Genomic DNA, 17,257 nt, shown 5'->3' with positions numbered 1-17,257 from the left:
CTGACTGCCGGTCCTCAGTGCCCGCCCGCCGGGCGGCTAAACGAGGTCTTCGGCCTCCACGGCCACCCCGGTGGTCAGCATCCGGTCGCGGACCCGCCGGGCGGCGTCGCCATCGGCGAAGACGCCGCGCAGGTCCGCGAACGCGGGCTCGGGGGGCGCCAAACGTACCGCCGGGTCGACCACCGCCTCCACCACGCACGGGCGGTCGGCGGCGAGCGCCTCGTCCCAGGCCGCCCCCACCAGCTCCGGCCGGTCGACCCGCACCCCGTGCAGCCCGAGCAGGCGGGCCCAGCCGGCGTACGGGACGTCGGGGCGGCGGCGCGTCGGGTCGGTGGACGGCGGGCGGCCGCCGCCCATGCCGGACTGGTCCCGGTTGTTGAGCACCAGCACGACCAGCCGGGGATCGCGCCACTCCCGCCAGTGGTGCGCCACGGTGATCAGCTCCGCCAGCCCGTTGAGCTGCATGGCGCCGTCGCCGAGCAGGGCGATCACCGGCTCGTCCGGAGCGGCGAGCTTGGCCGCCACCGCGTACGGCAGGGCGCAGCCCATCGAGCCGAGGGTGCCGCAGAGCTGGGCGTTCACCCCGGGGGGCAGTTCCAGGTGCCGGGCGTACCAGTAGATGACCGAGCCGACGTCCACCGCGACCGCCCCGCGCCGGGGCAACCGGCTGGCGAGTTCCTGCACCACGAGCTGCGGGTTCACCGGCTCGGCGGGGGCGGCGGCCCGGTCGGCGCGCTCGGCCCGCCAGCGGTCGACCGAGCCCTCCACGGTCTCCCGCCAGCGGGCGTTGGGCCGCTCCGGCACCCTGGCCAGCAGCGCCCGCAGCGTCTCCGCGGCGTCCCCCACCAGCGGCACGTCCACCGGGTAGCGGGTGCCGATCCGGCGCCCGTCGATGTCGATCTGCACGGTGCGGGCCTGCCCCGGCATCGGGAAGTAGTCAGTCCACGGGTCGTTCGTGCCGACCAGCAGCAGGGTGTCGCAGCCGCCCATCAGCTCGGCGGCGGCCGGGGTGCCGACCTCGCCGAGCACGCCCGCGTGGAAGGACAGCCGCTCGTCGAGCACCGGCTTGCCGAGCAGCGAGGCCGCCACCCCGGCGCCGAGCCGGTCGGCGAGGGCGACGATGTCCTCCGCCGCGCCCCGGGCACCCTGCCCGACCAGGATGGCGGTGCGCTTGCCGTTGGCGAGCAGTTGGGCGGCCGCCTCCAGGTCGACGTCGTGCGGCAGCACCCGGGCCAGTGGTTCCCCGGGCATCGCCGCGAACACGCCTGCCGCCTGGGGTTGCAGGTCGGGCACGGCGGTCTCCTGCAACTGGCGCGGCAGCACCACGCAGACCGGGCTGCGGGTGGCCGCGGCGGTGCGGAACGCCTGGTCGAGCAGGGCCGGCACCCCGGCGGGGGTGCGGCCGTACCGGACGAACTGGTTGCACACGTCGCCGAACAGCCGGCTCAACCCGATCTCCTGGTGGGCGCCGCCGAGCGGGCCGGAGACGTCCTCGCCGACGATGGCCACCACCGGCTTGCTGTCCAGCTTGGCGTCGTAGAGCCCGTTGAGCAGCTGAACGGCGCTCGGCCCCTGGGTGGCCAGGCAAACCCCGATCCCGCCGGTGAACTTGGCGTGCCCGGTGGCCATGTAGGAGGCGGTCTCCTCGTGCCGGGCGGGGACGAACGCCGGGTCCCCGCCCGAGGCGTCGAGCGCCTCGACCACGGGGGCGATGGCCTCCCCGGGATAGCCGAAGACCCGCGGCACCCGCCAGGCACGGAGCCGCTCGACCACCAGGTCGGCCACCGTCCGCTCAGGCACTGCCACGCCCCGGTGTGGCGGCGTCGACGTACCGCAGCACCGCCCCGACGCCGTCGGCCAGCTCCGGCGCCTCGTCGGGGCCGAGCACGGTCAGCTCGGCCTCGGTGCCGACCAGGGCGCGCACGAGCGCGGCGTCGGCACGGACCTTCTCCGGGTCGCGCACCGACATGTCGGCGAGCTGCCGCGGGTCGGTGGCGATCGCCGTCGGGTCCGGCCCGATCCACAACTCCCCGGTCGCCGACGGGTCGTCAACGATGAGCATGGTGTCGACCTGGTTGCGTTGCAGCGCGGAGACCACCGCTTCCAGCCCGGCGCCGACGTCCTCCTGCATGCCGAACCGGTCCAGCGCGGCGGTGATCCGCTGGTCGGCCACCTCGGCGATGGTCTGCACGGTGAGGTCGTCCAGGAGCGTCTGGTCGGCGCCGCCGGCCCGGGAGCCGGCGTCGGTGCGGACCACGACGTCCTGCCAGCGTTGCGGCATCTGGGCGGCGATCACGCCGGTGGCCCGCACGTCGCCGGCGACCACCACCACGTCCGCGCCGACCTTCTCGGCCAGCTCCACCGTCGCCGCGGTGACGTCGCCGGCGTTGTGGTGCCAGGCCTCCATGGCGGCGCGCTGGTACCGCGACTGGGACCAGCCGCCGGGCTTCACCCGGCGCAACTGGAAGTCCTCCCGGCCGGTCACGTGGGCGCGGCGCGGCACGCCGCCGGCGCTGATCGCCATGGCGTCGGCCCCGGTCCGGTCGGCCAGCACCCGCACCCACGCCACCTGCTCGCCGCGCTGCGCCAGCAGCGGCATCACGTGCGGCAGGGGGGTGAAAGCGGCGAGGTCCCGCAGCGGCGGGGCGGAGAGGTACTCCGACAGCACCACCCGGCCCCGGGTGCCGAAGATCGCCAGGCCGTAGTCCCCCGGCATCGGGTCGTGCCCGCGGACGACCCGTTCGACCGCGTCGATCGTGTCCACGTCGGCGCGCTGTTCCTGGAGTTGGTTGCGCAGGCCCCGCCACCGCAGATCGAGCGCCGGGTGGGCGTCATGGGTGTTGGCGGAGGCGTCCAGGTACACCGAGACCCACGGCCCCGGCCGGTCGTAGAGCGGGCGCAGGAAGGACAGCTGCATGCTCGACCCCTTTCCAGCTCGGCCCCCCGCTTACCCGCGCCGGTCCGGTTGTCACCTGGCCGCCGTGAGCGCGTGACCAGGATTCATTCACGTCGTTCAGGCCGGATGGCCGATACCATCGGTGAACGCAACCGGACTCTGGGTGGTGACCATGGACAGCGACCTCCATATCCGGCGGATCGTCCACCCCACCGGCCGGATCGTCACCGGCCGGGTCGTCCGCCTGCTCGACGGCTACCCGCGCGAGGTGCGGATCGGCCAGCCGGTGCTGGTCGCGGTGCTCGCGGCGGCCGGGGTGGCCGGGCTGCTGGCGGCGGTGGTCCGGTCCCTGTTCTCCGCCGGCTCCGGCGCGGCCCGCCGGCGGTTCAAGGACCTGAAGAAGGGCCCGGAATACCTGGTCACCCCGGTGCGGCTGCGCGACTCCGCCGGGCAGCTCTGCGAGGTCGAGCTGCATGGGCACCTGCCGCAGAGCGCCCTGCACCCCGCCGACCACGTGCAGCTCACGCTACGCCGGCAGGGCGACCCCGACCTGCCGCCGAAGATCGAGCGGATCGTCAACCTGACGACCGGGCAGCTGCTCACCCCGCGCACCGCCACGCTGTGGTCGCACCTCGGGCCGCCGCTGCTGCTCCAGGCGGCACTGGGCGGGCTGCTGGTCGCCGCCCTGCTGGCCTGGGCCGCGCTCACCTGAGTCACGCGCCCGGCGCCGACCCGACGTCTCGCCCCCCCGGCGCCGGCCTGGCTCGCGCGCCGGCGCCGATCTGACGTTTCGCGCCCCGCGCGCCCGGGCACCGCAGGCGCCATGTTCGCCGGATTCACGCTCGACGAGATCGACCTCGGGCCGGTACGCCTGCGCGTACGCCACGGCGGGTCCGGGTCGCCGGTGGTGCTGCTGCACGGCCATCCCCGCACCCACGCCACCTGGCACCGGGTGGCGCCGCTGCTCGCCGAGCGGCACACGGTCATCTGCCCGGACCTGCGCGGCTACGGCGGCTCGTCGACGCCGCCGAGCACCCCCGACCACGCGCCGTACTCGAAGCGGGCGATGGCGGGCGACGTCGTGGCGCTGCTCGACGCCCTCGGCCACGACCGCGCGGCCGTGGTGGGGCACGACCGGGGCTGCTACGTGGCGATGCGCACCGCGCTGGACCACCCCGACCGGGTCAGCCGCCTCGGGGTGCTCGACGGGGTGCCGATCGGGGAGGCCCTGGCCCGCGCCGACGCCCGGTTCGCCGCCCGATGGTGGCACTGGTTCTTCCTCGGCCAGCTCGACAAGCCGGCCGAGCAGGTGATCAACGCCGACCCGGACGCCTGGTACGGCGGCTCCCCCGCCGAGATGGGCGAGGAGGCGTACGCCGACTACCGCCGGGCCATCCACGACCCGGCGACCGTGCACGCCATGTGCGAGGACTACCGGGCGGGCCTCGGCCCGGACCGGGCGGCCGACGACGCCGACCGGGCCGCCGGCCGGCGGATCAGCTGCCCGGTGCTCTTCCTGTGGTCCACCCGGGACGACATGGTGGACCTCTACGGCGACCCCGCCGCGATCTGGCGGGAGTGGGCCGACGACGTGCGGGCCGCACCGGTCGAGTCGGGCCACCACATGGCCGAGGAGGCGCCGGAACAGCTCGCCGCCGAACTGTCCGCCTTCCTCGCCGGGTAGCCGCCCGCTCGGGCGGGTCAGCCGACCGGGGCGGCCTCGCGGGCGGGCTCGCGGGCGGCGTCGAGCATGCCGCGCCGCCGCGCCCAACGCTCGAAGGCGAGCGTGGCGAAGGGCGGCACGGCACAGGCCAGGGCCACCCCGGTGGCCAGCAGACTCCACCGGCGCAGGCGGGCCACCGCGAGCACCAGCACGCCGTACGCGATGAACAGGCCGCCGTGGATCGGCCCGAAGACCTGCACGCCCAGCTCGTTGGCGGGCGGGCCGTACTTCACCGCCATGCCGGCCAGCAGGGCGGCCCAGGAGATCGCCTCGGCGATCGCCGCCACCACGAACAACCGGGTCACCTTCTCGCGCATCAGCATCTCCACCTCTCGCCGCCGGCCATGCTATCGGTGGCCCCGGTCGCGCCCGGGCGCGACCGGGGCACGGGCGACGGGGATCACCGGGAGCCCCTCTGGGTAGAGAAGAGGTCTCAGGTCTTCCCCGGCCCCGACGCGGCGTGCGAGGTTTAGGGGACCAGCGGTGACAGGGTGGTGACCATGGGCGAGGAAGTCGGCGTGCGGACCTTCAGTCGCGAGGATCGGGCCCGCTACCGGGAGAAGGTGCGCCGTTGCCTCGACGTGTTCGCCGAGATGCTGCGCGAGTCGCGGTTCGACGTCGACCGGCCGATGACCGGGTTGGAGATCGAACTCAACCTGGTCGACGGGGACTCGATGCCCGCCATGCGCAACGCCGACGTGCTGGCCGCCGTCGCCGACCCGAGCTTCCAGACCGAGCTGGGCCAGTTCAACGTGGAGATCAACGTGGCACCCCGCCGGCTGACCGGCACCGGCACCGCCGAGTTCGAGGAGCACGTGCGGGCCAGCCTGAACGCCGCCGAGCAGAAGGCCCGCGCGATCGGCGCCCACATGGTCATGATCGGTATCCTGCCGACGCTGCGCCCGGAGCACCTGACCGCGGCGGCACTGTCGGCCAACCCCCGCTACGAGCTGCTCAACGAGCAGATCTTCGCGGCCCGGGGCGAGGACCTACGGATCGCGATCAACGGAGTGGAGCGGCTCGCCGTCACCGCCGACACGATCACCCCGGAGGCCGCCTGCACCAGCACCCAGTTCCACCTGCAGGTCAGCCCCGCCCAGTTCGCCGACTACTGGAACGCCGCCCAGGCGATCGCCGGCATCCAGGTGGCGCTCGGCGCCAACGCGCCGCTGTTCTTCGGCCGCGAGCTGTGGCGGGAGACCCGCATCCCGCTGTTCCAGCAGGCCACGGACACCCGCGCCGAAGAGATCAAGGCGCAGGGCGTACGCCCCCGGGTCTGGTTCGGGGAACGCTGGATCACCACCGTGTTCGACCTGTTCGAGGAGAACGTCCGCTACTTCCCGGCGCTGCTGCCGGTCTGCGACCCGGAGGACCCGGCCGAGGCCCTCGCCGCCGGCGGCGTGCCCAAGCTCGCCGAGCTGCGCCTGCACAACGGCACCGTCTACCGGTGGAACCGGCCCGTCTACGACGTGCTCAAGGGTCGCCCGCACCTGCGGGTGGAGAACCGGGTGCTGCCGGCCGGGCCGACCGTCCTCGACACCATCGCCAACGGCGCCTTCTACTTCGGCCTGGTCCGGGCGCTCGCCGAGGCCGACCGGCCGCTGTGGTCGCAGATGTCCTTCAGCGCCGCCGAGGAGAACTTCACCAGCTGCGCCCGTCACGGCATCGACGCCCAGGTCTTCTGGCCCGGCCTGGGCTACCTCCCCGTCACCGAGCTGGTGCTGCGGCGACTGCTGCCGCTGGCCCACCACGGGCTGGACCGGTGGGGCCTGGACCCGGGCGAGCGCGACCGGCTGCTCGGCATCATCGAGCAGCGCTGCCTGACGGGGCGCAACGGCGCGAGCTGGCAGGTGGAGACCCTGCACCGGCTGGAGTCCACCGACCACCTCGACCGGCCGGAGGCGCTGCGCGAGGTGGTGCGGCACTACGTGACGCTGATGCACAGCAACCGGCCGGTCCACGAGTGGCCGCTGCCTTGATCAGGGCGGGCCGGGCGACCGGCGGGATCGGCGCGGGCACTCTGGGGCCCAGGTCGATCACCCAGCGCGATTGCGCAGGGCGGAAGAACCCCCGGGACCGGAAGCGCCCCATGATGAGACGCGGACATCGATCCCGCACGATTCGTTGCTGGTAGGAGGGGGTCGGGCGGGTGCGTCCAGGCCGACCGGTGGCTCCCGTACGCCGGTCGCGGGCGGCGTCGCCAACATCGGCGGTCGCGCCCGGGTTCCACCCCCCACCCTGAGGAGCGCACGTGACGCAGACCCAGCGGTCCCCCCAGCAACCCGACGTACCCGTCCGGATCCGACCCGACACCGCGCAGACCGGCACGTCCGCGTTCGTCACCGGGCACTTCCCCCGGCGGCGCGGGCTGATCATCCTGCTCAGCGTCCTCGGCGGCTTCCTGCTGACCGTGATCTGGTCGGCGGAGTTCGTCGACCGGACCATCGGCGACAACGTCGCCAACACCCTGCTCGGCCACGACGCCAAGGAGACCCCCATCCAGGGCGTCGCGGCCGGCGTGCTGTTCGCCTTCGTCTCCGGGATCGCCGGCACGTTCACCGCCTGCAACATCGCCGCGTTCGGCGCCCTCGCCCCGCTGACCGGCACCACCGGCAGCAGGCTCAGCAGGTTCGTGCAGCCGCTGAAGCCACTGGGCTGGATGTCGGTCGGCATGATCGCGGTGTCGGCCACGTACGGCGCGATCGTGGGCTTCGTCGGAACGTCGATGCCGCAGTTCTCCACCGCCAGCAACAGCCCCGGCAGCCTGTCGCCGCGGAGCATCCAGTCGATGGTGGTCTTCGGCCTGATCGGGCTCATCATGATCTACCTCGGCCTGGCCGCGCTCGGCGTGGTGCCGGATCCGTTCGCCCGGATCGCCCAGCGGTACCCGAACGCGCCGATGGTCTTCATGGGCGCGCTGATCGCCGGCTTCCTCATCGGCCGGCCGTTCGCGCTGTTCCGGCAGATGTTCCGCGACGCCGCCGAGAGCGGCAACCCGCTCTACGGGGCCGCCGCGTTCACCCTCCAGTCGATCGGCAACATCGTCATCATGGCGGTGCTGTTCCTGCTGCTGGCCTGGCTCGCCGGTTCCCGCCTGCAACGGTGGTTCAGCGCCCGGCCGACCCGACTGGCGACCCTGACCGCGGTCGCGTTCATCGTGGCCGGCGCCTTCACGTTCCTCTACTGGGACGTGCGGATCCTCGCCCGCCGCGAGATCATCCCCTGGTATCCGACGGCCCCCTGGTCCTGACCGGCCCGGGCTCGGGACCGGGGCGGCACCGCCCTGGTCCCGAGCCGCCGGCGACTTCATCACCTGGATCCGAAAGCAGGGCCTGACTCTCGCTCTCCTACGGCAGGACGACCTCGACCGCTGGCTCGTCGACCACCGCCCCCACCAGCGGCAACTCCTCAAACCGTTCCTGACCTGGCAACCCACGCCGGGCACAGGCCGCGACTGCACATTCCTCCGCACCGTCCGGCCAGCAGACCCCCATCACCCAGCACCGCCGTCTCGCAATGCTGCGCAAGCTGATCACCGACGACACCGGCGAGTTGCGCACCCGCGTCGCCGCGATCCTCCCACTGCTCTACGCCCAACCCCTCGACCGCATCCTCAGCCTGACCATCGACGACATCGACACCACCGGAGCCGACGTCCTCCTACGCATCGGCGACCCGCCGACACCGGTCCCCGAACTACTGCTGGCCATGCGTGACCAGGCACCAACATGCGCATCGCCACCAACCGCGACGCCCGCTGGTTCTTCCCCGGCCGCCGCGCCGGCCAACCCCTGACCATCCGCACGATCGCCCCGCTCATCCGCGACCTCGGCATCCCGACCGTCCCCGGCCGCCTCGCCGCCCTGCGCCAACTCATACTCCAAGTCGTCGCCCAAGCCCTCGACTTCCACCACACCACCACGCAACGCCACTACGCCTCTGCCGGCAGCACCTGGAACCGCTACACCGGCCGGGACGGGTAGCCAATCTCAGCGAGATCCTCGGCAAGATCGGCCACCACGAGATCAGCATTCAAGCGGCGCACCAGCTCGTCGGTCAGCGGGCGCAGAGCAAAAGTCTCGCCGACTGCTTCCAGATCGACGGCCGTCTCGTAGTAGTCTTCGGCGAAGCGTTGGTACGCCGCCGGAGTGCCCTCTACCAGCACCTTGAACAGACGGTTGGCACCGTCCGGGTCATCACCGTCAGGGAAGTCGATCTCTCCGGCATGCCACTGGTCCTCACCGTGCTGCCGCCACAGACAGACCGTCGCTTCCAGCCTGCCCTCGCAGCTGAACGCCGGTTCGTCGACATAGGCGGAGAAGACCTCCGGCACCGTATCGACCAGTCCGGGCCACAGCTCGTCATCGTTGCCTGCCGAGCTCATCGGCGACTCGTGATCGAAGCCACGGATGAACGCACCGGCCGGCGAGAACACGATCGACCACACGTCGCCGGACCCATTTCGCATCGACGCCATCTGCTCATCCGGCGCCCAGCGCGAATCAAACGAGTAGTACCGCAACTCCCACTCCGGACTCATGATCGCGTCCAGCATCGCCAACGCGCGACACCGCTCGCGAAGCACCTGGATGTCCGGCAAGGCACGGACTACGTCATGAACGGTCACCGGCACATCTAAACCTCGACGCACCTCCCGCTCCGCCCGCACCCCAGCGGTCACCACGAAAGCGTCATCTCACCCCACGAGACCAGTCCGAATACCAGACGGTTGGATTACACGAGACTGCCAGTCGGCGAGGCCTTGATCGTTTAGCTGAGGTCAGCTCGTGTTGTCGGTGGAGGTAGATCGGCCAGCCATCCACGGACCGCAGTCGCGCTGTCGGTGTCACCAGTGCTAGTGAACACGTTCACCGCTCGCTGCCAACTGGTACGTGCCTCGTCGAGCCGGCGGACCTGGCGCAGGGCGGCACCGAGGTTGTTCCACGCCCTGCCTTCGCGGTGCAGGTCACCGGTCTGCTGGAAGATGTCGCGGGCCCTGCTGTGGGCGGTGATGGCCTCGTCGAACCGGCGCACCTGGCGCAGGGTGAGGCCGAGGTTGTTCCACGCCGTGCCTTCGCTGTGCAGGTCGCCGGTCTGCTGGTAGATGTCGCGGGCCTTGGTGTGGGCGGTGATGGCCTCGTCGAACCGGCGCACCTCAGCCAGGGCGGCACCGAGGTTGCCCCACGCCTGGCCTTCGCCGTGCAGGTCGCCCGTCTGCTGGCAGATATTCAGGTCCTTGGTGTGGGCGGTGATGGCCTCGTCGAACCGGCGCACCTCGGCCAGGGCGAGGCCGAGGTTGTTCCACGCCTGGCCTTCGCCGTGCAGGTCGCCCGTCTGCTGGCAGATATTCAGGTCCTTGGTGTGGGCGGTGATGGCCTCGTCGAACCGGCGCACCTGGCGCAGGGCGAGGCCGAGGTTGTTCCACGCCGTGCCTTCACCGTGCAGGTCGCCCGTCTGCTGGAAGATGTCGCGGGCCTTGGTGTGGGCGGTGATGGCCTCGTCGAACCGGCGCACCTCGGCCAGGGCGAGGCCGAGGTTGTTCCACGCCTGGCCTGCGCCGTGCAGGTCGCCCGTCTGCTGGCAGATATTCAGGTCCTTGGTGTGGGCGGTGATGGCCTCGTCGAACCGGCGCACCTCGGCCAGGGCGAGGCCGAGGTTGTTCCACGCCTGGCCTTCACCGTGCAGGTCGTTAGTCTGCTGGCAGATGTTCAGGTCCTTGGTGTAGGCGGTGATGGCCTCGTCGAACCGGCGCACCTCGCGCAGGGCGAGGCCGAGGTTGTTCCACGCCGCTCCTGCGCCGTGCAGGTCGCCGGTCTGCTGGCAGATGTCGCGGGCCCTGCTGTGGGCGGTGATGGCCTGGTCGAACCGGCGCACCTGGTCCAGGGCGGCACCGAGGTTGCTCCACGCCGCGCCTTCGTCGTGCAGGTCGCCGGTCTGCTGGAAGACGTCGCGGGCCCTGCTGTGGGCGGTGATGGCCTCATCGAACCGGCGCACCTCAGCCAGGGTGAGGCCGAGGTTGCTCCACGCCTGGCCTTCGCCGTGCAGGTCACCAGTCTGCTGGAAGACGTCGCGGGCCCTGCTGTGGGCGGTGATGGCCTCATCGAACCGGCGCACCTCAGCCAGGGCGATGGCGACGTTGTTCCACGTCTGGCCTTCGCCGTGCAGGTCGCCGGTCTGCTGGAAGATGTCGCGGGCCCTGCTGTGGGCGGTGATGGCCTCGTCGAACCGGCGCACCTCGCGCAGGGCGACGCCGAGGTTGTTCCACGCCGCTCCTTCGCCGTGCAAGTCGCCCGTCTGCTGGAAGATGTCGCGGGCCTTGGTGTAGGCGGTGATGGCCTCGTCGAACCGGCGCACCTCGGCCAGGGCGAGGCCGAGGTTGCCCCACGCCGCTCCTTCGCCGTGCAGGTCGTTAGTCTGCTGGCAGATGTTCAGGTCCTTGGTGTGGGCGGTGATGGCCTCGTCGAACCGGCGCACCTCGGCCAGGGCGAGGCCGAGGTTGCCCCACGCCGCTCCTTCGCTGTGCAGGTCGCCCGTCTGCTGGAAGATGTCGCGGGCCCTGCTGTGGGCGGTGATGGCCTGGTCGAACCGGCGCACCTGGTCCAGGGCGGCACCGAGGTTGCTCCACGCCGCGCCTTCGTCGTGCTGGTCGCCGGTCTGCTGGAAGATGTCGCGGGCCTTGGTGTGGGCGGTGATGGCCTCGTCGAACCGGCGCACCTCGCGCAGGGCGAGGCCGAGGTTGTTCCACGCCGTGCCTTCGCCGTGCAGGTCGCCAGTCTGCTGGCAGATGTCGCGGGCGTGGGTGGTGATGGTGATCCAGTCGGTGAAGTGACGGCGGAAGTCCAGGAACCGGGCGAGGTCGGACGCGAGGCCGACGGTGGTGTCGCCCAGGTGGTGGGTGGGGGCGGTGGTGGCTGCGGCGATGAGGTTGGTGTGTTCGGCGTCGAGCCAGGCCAGCGCGTGTGCCCGGTCACCGAACACGCTGGTGTCAGTCGGAACGGTCGGGTCGAGGTGGGTTTTCGCGGTGCGGACGGTGTCCTGGTAGTAGCCGTACAGCCGTCGCCGGGCCCGGTCGGTTTCGTCGCTCGTGGTGGGGGTCTGGTCGGCGGCGTACAGGCGGATGAGGTCGTGCATGCCCCACCGGTCCGGGGCGGGTTCGGCGATCAGGTGGGCGCGGTGGAGGTTTTCGAGCAGCACGCTGGCCTGAGGTTCGGGTAGGTCAGCGAGGTGGGCGGCGGTGGTGGTGGCGATGTCCGGGCCGGGGTTGACCGGCAGGAGCCGAAACATCCTGGCTTGGGCGTCGGTGAGGTGCTGGTAGGACAGATCGAACGCGGCGCGGACTGCGGCCTGCTGCCGTGACAGCCCGTCCAACCGGCCTTGGTCGTCGCGTAGCCGGCCGGCGAGGGCCTGCGGGTGCAGGTGGGGGCGGTCGGCCAGCAGCGCGGCGACGATCCGCAGGGCGAGGGGTAGCCCGGCGCACAGCCCTGCCAGGTCGGCCAGCGCCGCACGCCCGCCGGTCTGCAAGCGTGGGTCGCCGGGACCGCGGCGGATGGCGATGACCTCACTGATCAGGGTGACGGCCGCGACCGGGTCAAGCACGTCCAGGTCGTGCAGGCGGGCGTCGAGGTCCAGGGTGTGCCGGGAGGTCACCAGTACCGGGATCCGGTCGTCACCGGGTAGCAGCGGGGTGACCTGGTCCTCGCTGGCGGCGTTGTCGATGATCAGCAGCAGGCGCCGGCCCTGGCCGGTGTATGCGTCCAGGACGCTGCGCCACAACCGGGACCGGTCCTGCTGTGTGGGCGGGATGTGCTCGCCGGGGATCCCGATCGCGCTCAGCCAGCCTGCCAGGGCGTCGGCGGCGGACAGCCGGCGTTGGGGGTCGTAGCCGAACATGTCGACGAATAGCACCCCGCCGGGAAACCAGCCCTCCCGGATGCTCTGGTGGGCGGTGTGTAGGACCAGTTCGGTCTTGCCGACCCCGGCCATTCCCGCTATCGCCGACACCAACTGCGTCCCGCCCGCCTGGTCGGGCCGCAACGCCTCCCGTAGGGTCTGCACCGCGGTGTCGCGGCCGGCGAACACCGCCGCGGCCGGTGGTAGTCCGGTCAACGCGGGCCGGATCTGCGCGGGTAGGACCACCTGGATGTCGCGGCCCATCACCACCGCGCTGAAGAACACCCCACCGGTGACCTGGTTCGACACCTCGCCCGGGCTCGTCCCGGAAGCGGCGCCGGTCACCGGCTGGTCCCGTCCCCGCCCGGCCGCCCGCCGGGCGGAGGGGGTAATACGACGTCGCGCATGTCCCGGCCCATGATCAGTGGCCCGTGGAACGTGCCGCCCTCGACCCGGTTATCCACATCCCCCGACGCGCCCCCACCGGCGGGCGTCGCTGGGCTGTCCGGGCCGGCGGGAGCCGCAGGCGGGAGCGGGTCACCGGTCAGGCTCACCTGGTGCATATCCCGGCCAAGCAGCGCAGGCCCGGCGATCTCACCGTCGCGAATCGTGTTCCGCACCGTCTCCGACGGCCGTTCCGCGGTCCCGGTCCGCGGAGACCGGCGGGCCTGGACCACACTGCACACGGTCGCCGTCAGACCGGCGATGTTCAGGAACACCCCGATCACGCTGGCCCACCGGTCCGCGTTCACCAGCCCGGCCCGCGCCAGGAACCCACCTAGCGCGAACGCCACCAGCCCGAGGGCCGCCCCGACGATCCACCACCGCTTCCCGCCACGCATGGTCATGAATCAATTGTCGGCTGTTACCGCAACCGCCAGCCACCCCGCCGGCGGTACGGCATGCGGGTTAGCTAACCGGCCTCGCCGTGGTTTCCATCGGCGGTGGCGCGGGCCTTGTCGGTCTTGCGGGTCTCGGTGTGGGCGTCGGACAGCTCGCGGCGCGGGGTCTTGACCTGATCGGTCAGGTCCTCGGCGGGGTCGACGACGACGCCGGCGTGGAACACGACGCCGTCGAGCACCTCTCGGACCCCGCGCCACCGGTCCAGGCGCGCCCCGACGAAGGTGGCTTCGCCGTGGAACGATGCGCGCCCCTCGGGCCCACCCAGCCGGAAGGCGGCACCGTCGAACGTGCTGTCGTCGAACCGGGTGGCGCCGTGGAACTGGGCGGCGGTGAAGTCCGCGTACCCCGCGTGGCAGCCGTGCAGGTCGAGGTCGAGCAGCGTCGCGCCGCACAGCGACAGGTTCATGCCCGGCCAGTGCGTCGGCCCGTCGGGGGTGGCGGCCACCGGGCGCAGCCGTTCGGCGAGCAGCCGCTGCGCGTCGCGTCGCAGCGCCGACTCCCGGGCCTCGGCGGGGCCCAGGTCGCCGCGCACGTCGAACGGCAACGGCCCGCGCAGGTATCCGCAGACGGTGTCGACCACCCGCTGGCGCAGCTCCGGTCGCGCGTCGCCCAGCTCGCCGAGGGCGCGCAGCCCGGCGTGGCGGACGGCGGGATCGCCGTCGCCGAGTTGCCGCGCGTACGGCGACACGGATTCGTCCGGCACGAGCACGCCCGTGCCGTCCGGCCCGGGGCGGGACGTCCAGCCGAGGGGCCAGCTCACCGGCTCGCCGGCCGCGCCGGCCCACTGTGCGCCGCTGAGGTCCACCGTGGGCTGGTCGAGTCGCACCGCCGCGCCGAACCGGGCGTCCCGGAACGTCGCCTCTCCACCGAACCGGGCCTTGTAGAACCAGGCCGGGCCGACGAAGCGGGCCTGCCGGAACGAGGCGGTCCCGGCGAAGCGTGCCCCGTCCCCGCCTTCCTCCCAGCTCTGGTAGTCCCCCATCAGCACCGCGACGGGCCAGCCCGGGTCGTCCTCGTTCGGCTCGTCCCACGGCGCGGGCCGGACGTCCTCGATCGCGTCCCAGGCCGGATCGTCCTCCCACAGCTCGTCCTCGCCCCGCCCGAACCAGGCCATGCCGCCGAAGTCCACCCGGTCGAAGCCGGCCCGTCCCCGGAACCGGACACGCCCGAACGCCGCGTCGGCGGCGAACACCGCCCCGTCGAACCGGGCCTCGCCGTGGAAGAGCGCGCGGGTGAAGTCCGCGTCGCCGGTGAACCGGGCGCCGACGAACGAGGTCGTGCCGAGGAACCGCGTGTCGGCGAACCGGGCCCCGGCCAGCTCGCAACCGCCGAGGTCCGCGTCCACCAGGGACGCCCCGGACAGGTCCACGGCGAGCCCCGGCGGCGTCGCCTCGCCCGCCCCGGCCGGGCGCAACAGCCCGGCCAGCACCCGCAGCGCCGCCCGCCGCGCGTGGCCGTCCCCGCCGTCGGCGGCGCCGGGCGTCCGCAGCCAGGCGCAGACCGCGTCAGCCACGTCCTGGCGCAGCGTCGGGTCGGTCGCGCCGAGGTCGGCCAGCCGCCGCAGGGCTTCCTCGCGCGCCGCGCCCGGCCCCTCCGCCACCTGCCGTGCGGCGACCCGGCACGCCTCGACACCGGCCTCCTCGGTTGCCACGCGAGCCTCCCAGCGGGGTGGCTGTCCCGCCACCCGGTACCCGCCGCCGGGACCGTCCCGGGGCGCGGGCGCAGGATAGCCGGGGATGGTGACAAGTCGCCGTGGTCGGCTTCGAAGCCGCCGTGCATGTCGCCGCGATGCCCGGGAGGGTCCTGGTGGGATGCCCCGCCCGCCAGCATCGAACCTCGGCCGGCGCGACGCTGTCACCGGCGCGCTCCGGTCGAGCTCGAACCGCATGGCTGTCGGAACCTCAGCTCGTCCGCTCGCCCGAGCAGTGCCAGGCGGCAAGCACCCGCCGCCTGTGGATCATGACGGACGGCCGCCAAACCTCCAGTCATGCACCTCGATCTCGGCGTACCGGTCCGGGGTCAGCACGGCGCGCGCCTCGTCCGGGTCCGTCGCCCTGATCAGCACCGCCGTGCCCAGCCAGGTGGCGCCGTCGTCGGACAGCAGCGGCCCGTACGCGATCAGGTCGTCCCGGTCGGGCGGCACGTCCCGGTCGGCGGCCTGCCCCGCGCCGAGGCCGAGCACCAGGTACCGGTTGCCACCGGTCCGGCCACCGGGAAAGTCCCACATGGTGCGCCCCAGCGTGTTGTGCCAGCGGCGCAGCAGCACGTCCCGGTACGCACCGGCCTGGTGGTTGGGCTCGTCGAAGGCGAATGCCCGGGCGGCGGCGGCATCGGGCAGGTCGACGATGTGCACGCTGCCGGTCGGCGTTTCCCCGTCGGGGGCGAAGGTCGGGCCTCGGGCGACCATCTCCGCCGCGTACCGGTCCATGTAGGACCAGTGCTCCTCCAGCAACTCGGTGCGCAGTGCGAGGGAATCACGCCGGTCGCGGTGGTAGCAGAAGAACTCCATGCCGCAGATCTTGATCTCCGTTTCGGACCGGTGCAAGTGTCAGCACCTCCGCCGCATGCCCACCGAGGGCGGCGCCCCGACGCCGGCTACGGGAACGGAGCACACGCGCAGAGCCCCGGCCACGGGCCGGGGCTCTGCTGGTCATGTTTCCTTACGCCGGGGAGAGACCTTCCGCGAAGTCGTAGAGGCTCTTGATGTCATTGTCGAAGTACGGACCGTCGAATTGCCCGTTGCCCGGATTGTCGCCGTGACTCACGACGCTGTTGACGTATCCGAGGCCGTTCTGGTCGTTGTATTCCTGCAGCCAAGGGCCGCCGCTGGAGCCGTAGGTCATGTTGCACCACATCCGGATCTGCTGGCCGCCGGCGTACCACGTGCCGCTCTGGCAGTAGTACTGGCTCTCCCCGCCGCCGAGGTTCGACGGGTAGCCGAGGGCGGTCATCAGGGAGATGTTGTAGCCCCAGTTCCAGCGCAGGCCGTGACCACCGACCGTGTCGACGACCTTCAGACCCCAGTTACCGCCGTTGTGCATGATGGCGATGCCCATGTCCTCGTCGTAGCTGCTGTTGTTGATCCACGCGGTGCGGGCCGTGAGCTGGTAGGCCACGAACGTCCCGAACGGCCGCACTCCGTCGCGGTACCGCGGCACGAACTGCCAGTTGCTGTACCACTGCCCGCCGGCGCCCTGGTGCACGCAGTGACCCGCGGTCATGACCAGCCGACGCTTGCCGCTGGCGACGGCGCTCGCCGAGCAGGAAGCGGTGCCGCCGCCGGGCATGGTGAAGTAGACCTTGCCGACGACCGCTGATTCGTTGAGCTGGATGCTGACGTCGTCGCCGCTGGCGACGCTCGGCGCCAGGGGCGCGACCGTGCCCGCCGGTCCGTCGGGCTTCGGCGCCCGGTTGGTCGACTCGCTGGCGCCTGGGCGCTTCGCGATGTCCAGGTCGACGGCGCTCGCCATCCGCTCCGGCGTCCAGAAGGCGGCGACCTCCTTGGCGATCGCCGCGTTGGTGATCGCACGACCGTCGCTGGTGCGGGCGGTGGTGGTGGTGTTGCCGTTCCTCTCGACTGTGGTCGGCTTCGCCTCGGCGGCCGCCGGGGCGGTCACGACCAGCGCGAGCGCCAGGCTGGCCGCTGCGGACCAGCGTAGGGTTGTTTTCAAGAGTTCCCCCTTGTCCTGGGTGCTCCATTCGGGCCAGGGAAACGTATCGAGTGATTTGCATTGATCACAAGATAATGGAATGGCAGGTAATTGACACTGACTCGACAAGATGGAGGTGCCCACGCCCTCGACCCTTTTCTCGACCGACCGATAACGTCAACAACACGACTGCGG

General features: G+C 72.1%; 15 protein-coding genes. 6 read left to right on the top strand and 9 right to left on the bottom strand.

Features of this window, described 5'->3' with window-relative positions; genetic code table 11:
* Positions 1-36: 36 nt before the first annotated feature.
* Both ACGF5G_RS32295 and ACGF5G_RS32290 read right to left on the bottom strand, forming a co-directional pair.
* The gene (locus ACGF5G_RS32295; RefSeq protein WP_393269898.1) at positions 37-1,800 is read right to left on the bottom strand and encodes a thiamine pyrophosphate-binding protein; all 1,764 of its coding nucleotides are present in this window, start codon (positions 1,798-1,800) and stop codon (positions 37-39) included.
* Entirely contained in the window at positions 1,793-2,917 is a 1,125-nt protein-coding gene (locus ACGF5G_RS32290; RefSeq protein WP_393269896.1) for a Vms1/Ankzf1 family peptidyl-tRNA hydrolase, read from the bottom strand. The genes ACGF5G_RS32295 and ACGF5G_RS32290 overlap by 8 nt, the downstream gene beginning before the upstream one ends.
* Before the next feature lie 142 nt (positions 2,918-3,059).
* Between ACGF5G_RS32290 and ACGF5G_RS32285 the strand changes: the two genes are divergently transcribed.
* Both ACGF5G_RS32285 and ACGF5G_RS32280 read left to right on the top strand, forming a co-directional pair.
* Positions 3,060-3,608, top strand: coding sequence for a hypothetical protein (locus tag ACGF5G_RS32285; protein ID WP_393269978.1), 549 nt, complete (start codon positions 3,060-3,062; stop codon positions 3,606-3,608).
* 111 nt (positions 3,609-3,719) lie between these two features.
* Positions 3,720-4,580, top strand: coding sequence for an alpha/beta fold hydrolase (locus ACGF5G_RS32280; RefSeq protein ID WP_393269893.1), 861 nt, complete (start codon positions 3,720-3,722; stop codon positions 4,578-4,580).
* 17 nt (positions 4,581-4,597) lie between these two features.
* Here ACGF5G_RS32280 and ACGF5G_RS32275 read toward each other — a convergent pair whose 3' ends face one another.
* Positions 4,598-4,936, bottom strand: a complete 339-nt coding sequence (locus ACGF5G_RS32275) for a DUF3817 domain-containing protein (protein WP_393269890.1) — start codon at positions 4,934-4,936, stop codon at positions 4,598-4,600.
* Between the two features lie 183 nt (positions 4,937-5,119).
* On the opposite strand from ACGF5G_RS32275, the gene ACGF5G_RS32270 reads away from it, so the two are divergent.
* The 4 genes from ACGF5G_RS32270 to ACGF5G_RS32255 all read left to right on the top strand — a co-directional run bounded on the left by ACGF5G_RS32270 (position 5,120) and on the right by ACGF5G_RS32255 (position 8,602).
* The gene (locus ACGF5G_RS32270; protein ID WP_393269888.1) at positions 5,120-6,598 is read left to right on the top strand and encodes a glutamate--cysteine ligase; all 1,479 of its coding nucleotides are present in this window, start codon (positions 5,120-5,122) and stop codon (positions 6,596-6,598) included.
* Between the two features lie 272 nt (positions 6,599-6,870).
* Positions 6,871-7,869: a hypothetical protein gene (locus tag ACGF5G_RS32265; protein WP_393269885.1), complete on the top strand. Its 999-nt coding sequence runs from the start codon at positions 6,871-6,873 to the stop codon at positions 7,867-7,869.
* A 266-nt stretch (positions 7,870-8,135) separates the two neighbouring features.
* Complete coding sequence (locus ACGF5G_RS32260; protein ID WP_393269882.1) at positions 8,136-8,414, top strand: hypothetical protein; 279 nt, start codon at positions 8,136-8,138, stop codon at positions 8,412-8,414.
* Positions 8,348-8,602 (top strand): hypothetical protein, encoded by a 255-nt coding sequence (locus ACGF5G_RS32255; RefSeq protein ID WP_393269879.1) that lies wholly within the window; start codon positions 8,348-8,350, stop codon positions 8,600-8,602. The genes ACGF5G_RS32260 and ACGF5G_RS32255 overlap by 67 nt, the downstream gene beginning before the upstream one ends.
* Here the strand turns inward: ACGF5G_RS32255 and ACGF5G_RS32250 are convergent.
* From ACGF5G_RS32250 to ACGF5G_RS32225, 6 genes are all read right to left on the bottom strand, one after another.
* Complete coding sequence (locus ACGF5G_RS32250) at positions 8,581-9,252, bottom strand: hypothetical protein (protein WP_393269976.1); 672 nt, start codon at positions 9,250-9,252, stop codon at positions 8,581-8,583. The genes ACGF5G_RS32255 and ACGF5G_RS32250 overlap by 22 nt on opposite strands.
* 137 nt (positions 9,253-9,389) lie before the next feature.
* Positions 9,390-12,854, bottom strand: coding sequence for a tetratricopeptide repeat protein (locus ACGF5G_RS32245; protein WP_393269876.1), 3,465 nt, complete (start codon positions 12,852-12,854; stop codon positions 9,390-9,392).
* Positions 12,851-13,357, bottom strand: a complete 507-nt coding sequence (locus ACGF5G_RS32240) for a hypothetical protein (protein ID WP_393269873.1) — start codon at positions 13,355-13,357, stop codon at positions 12,851-12,853. The genes ACGF5G_RS32245 and ACGF5G_RS32240 overlap by 4 nt, the downstream gene beginning before the upstream one ends.
* A gap of 65 nt (positions 13,358-13,422) precedes the next feature.
* Positions 13,423-15,063, bottom strand: coding sequence for a pentapeptide repeat-containing protein (locus tag ACGF5G_RS32235; RefSeq protein ID WP_393269871.1), 1,641 nt, complete (start codon positions 15,061-15,063; stop codon positions 13,423-13,425).
* A gap of 306 nt (positions 15,064-15,369) precedes the next feature.
* Positions 15,370-15,921: a YciI family protein gene (locus tag ACGF5G_RS32230; protein ID WP_393269973.1), complete on the bottom strand. Its 552-nt coding sequence runs from the start codon at positions 15,919-15,921 to the stop codon at positions 15,370-15,372.
* 151 nt (positions 15,922-16,072) lie between these two features.
* Positions 16,073-17,083 carry a trypsin-like serine peptidase gene (locus tag ACGF5G_RS32225; RefSeq protein WP_393269970.1) on the bottom strand — a complete coding sequence of 337 codons (1,011 nt, stop codon included), beginning with the start codon at positions 17,081-17,083 and terminating at the stop codon, positions 16,073-16,075.
* Positions 17,084-17,257 lie beyond the last annotated feature (174 nt).

Source organism: Micromonospora sp. NPDC047730, assembly GCF_043204765.1.
Lineage (GTDB): Bacteria > Actinomycetota > Actinomycetes > Mycobacteriales > Micromonosporaceae > Micromonospora.
The sequence above is the reverse complement of the archived record's forward strand: the minus strand, read 5'-3'. Positions and strand labels throughout refer to the sequence as shown.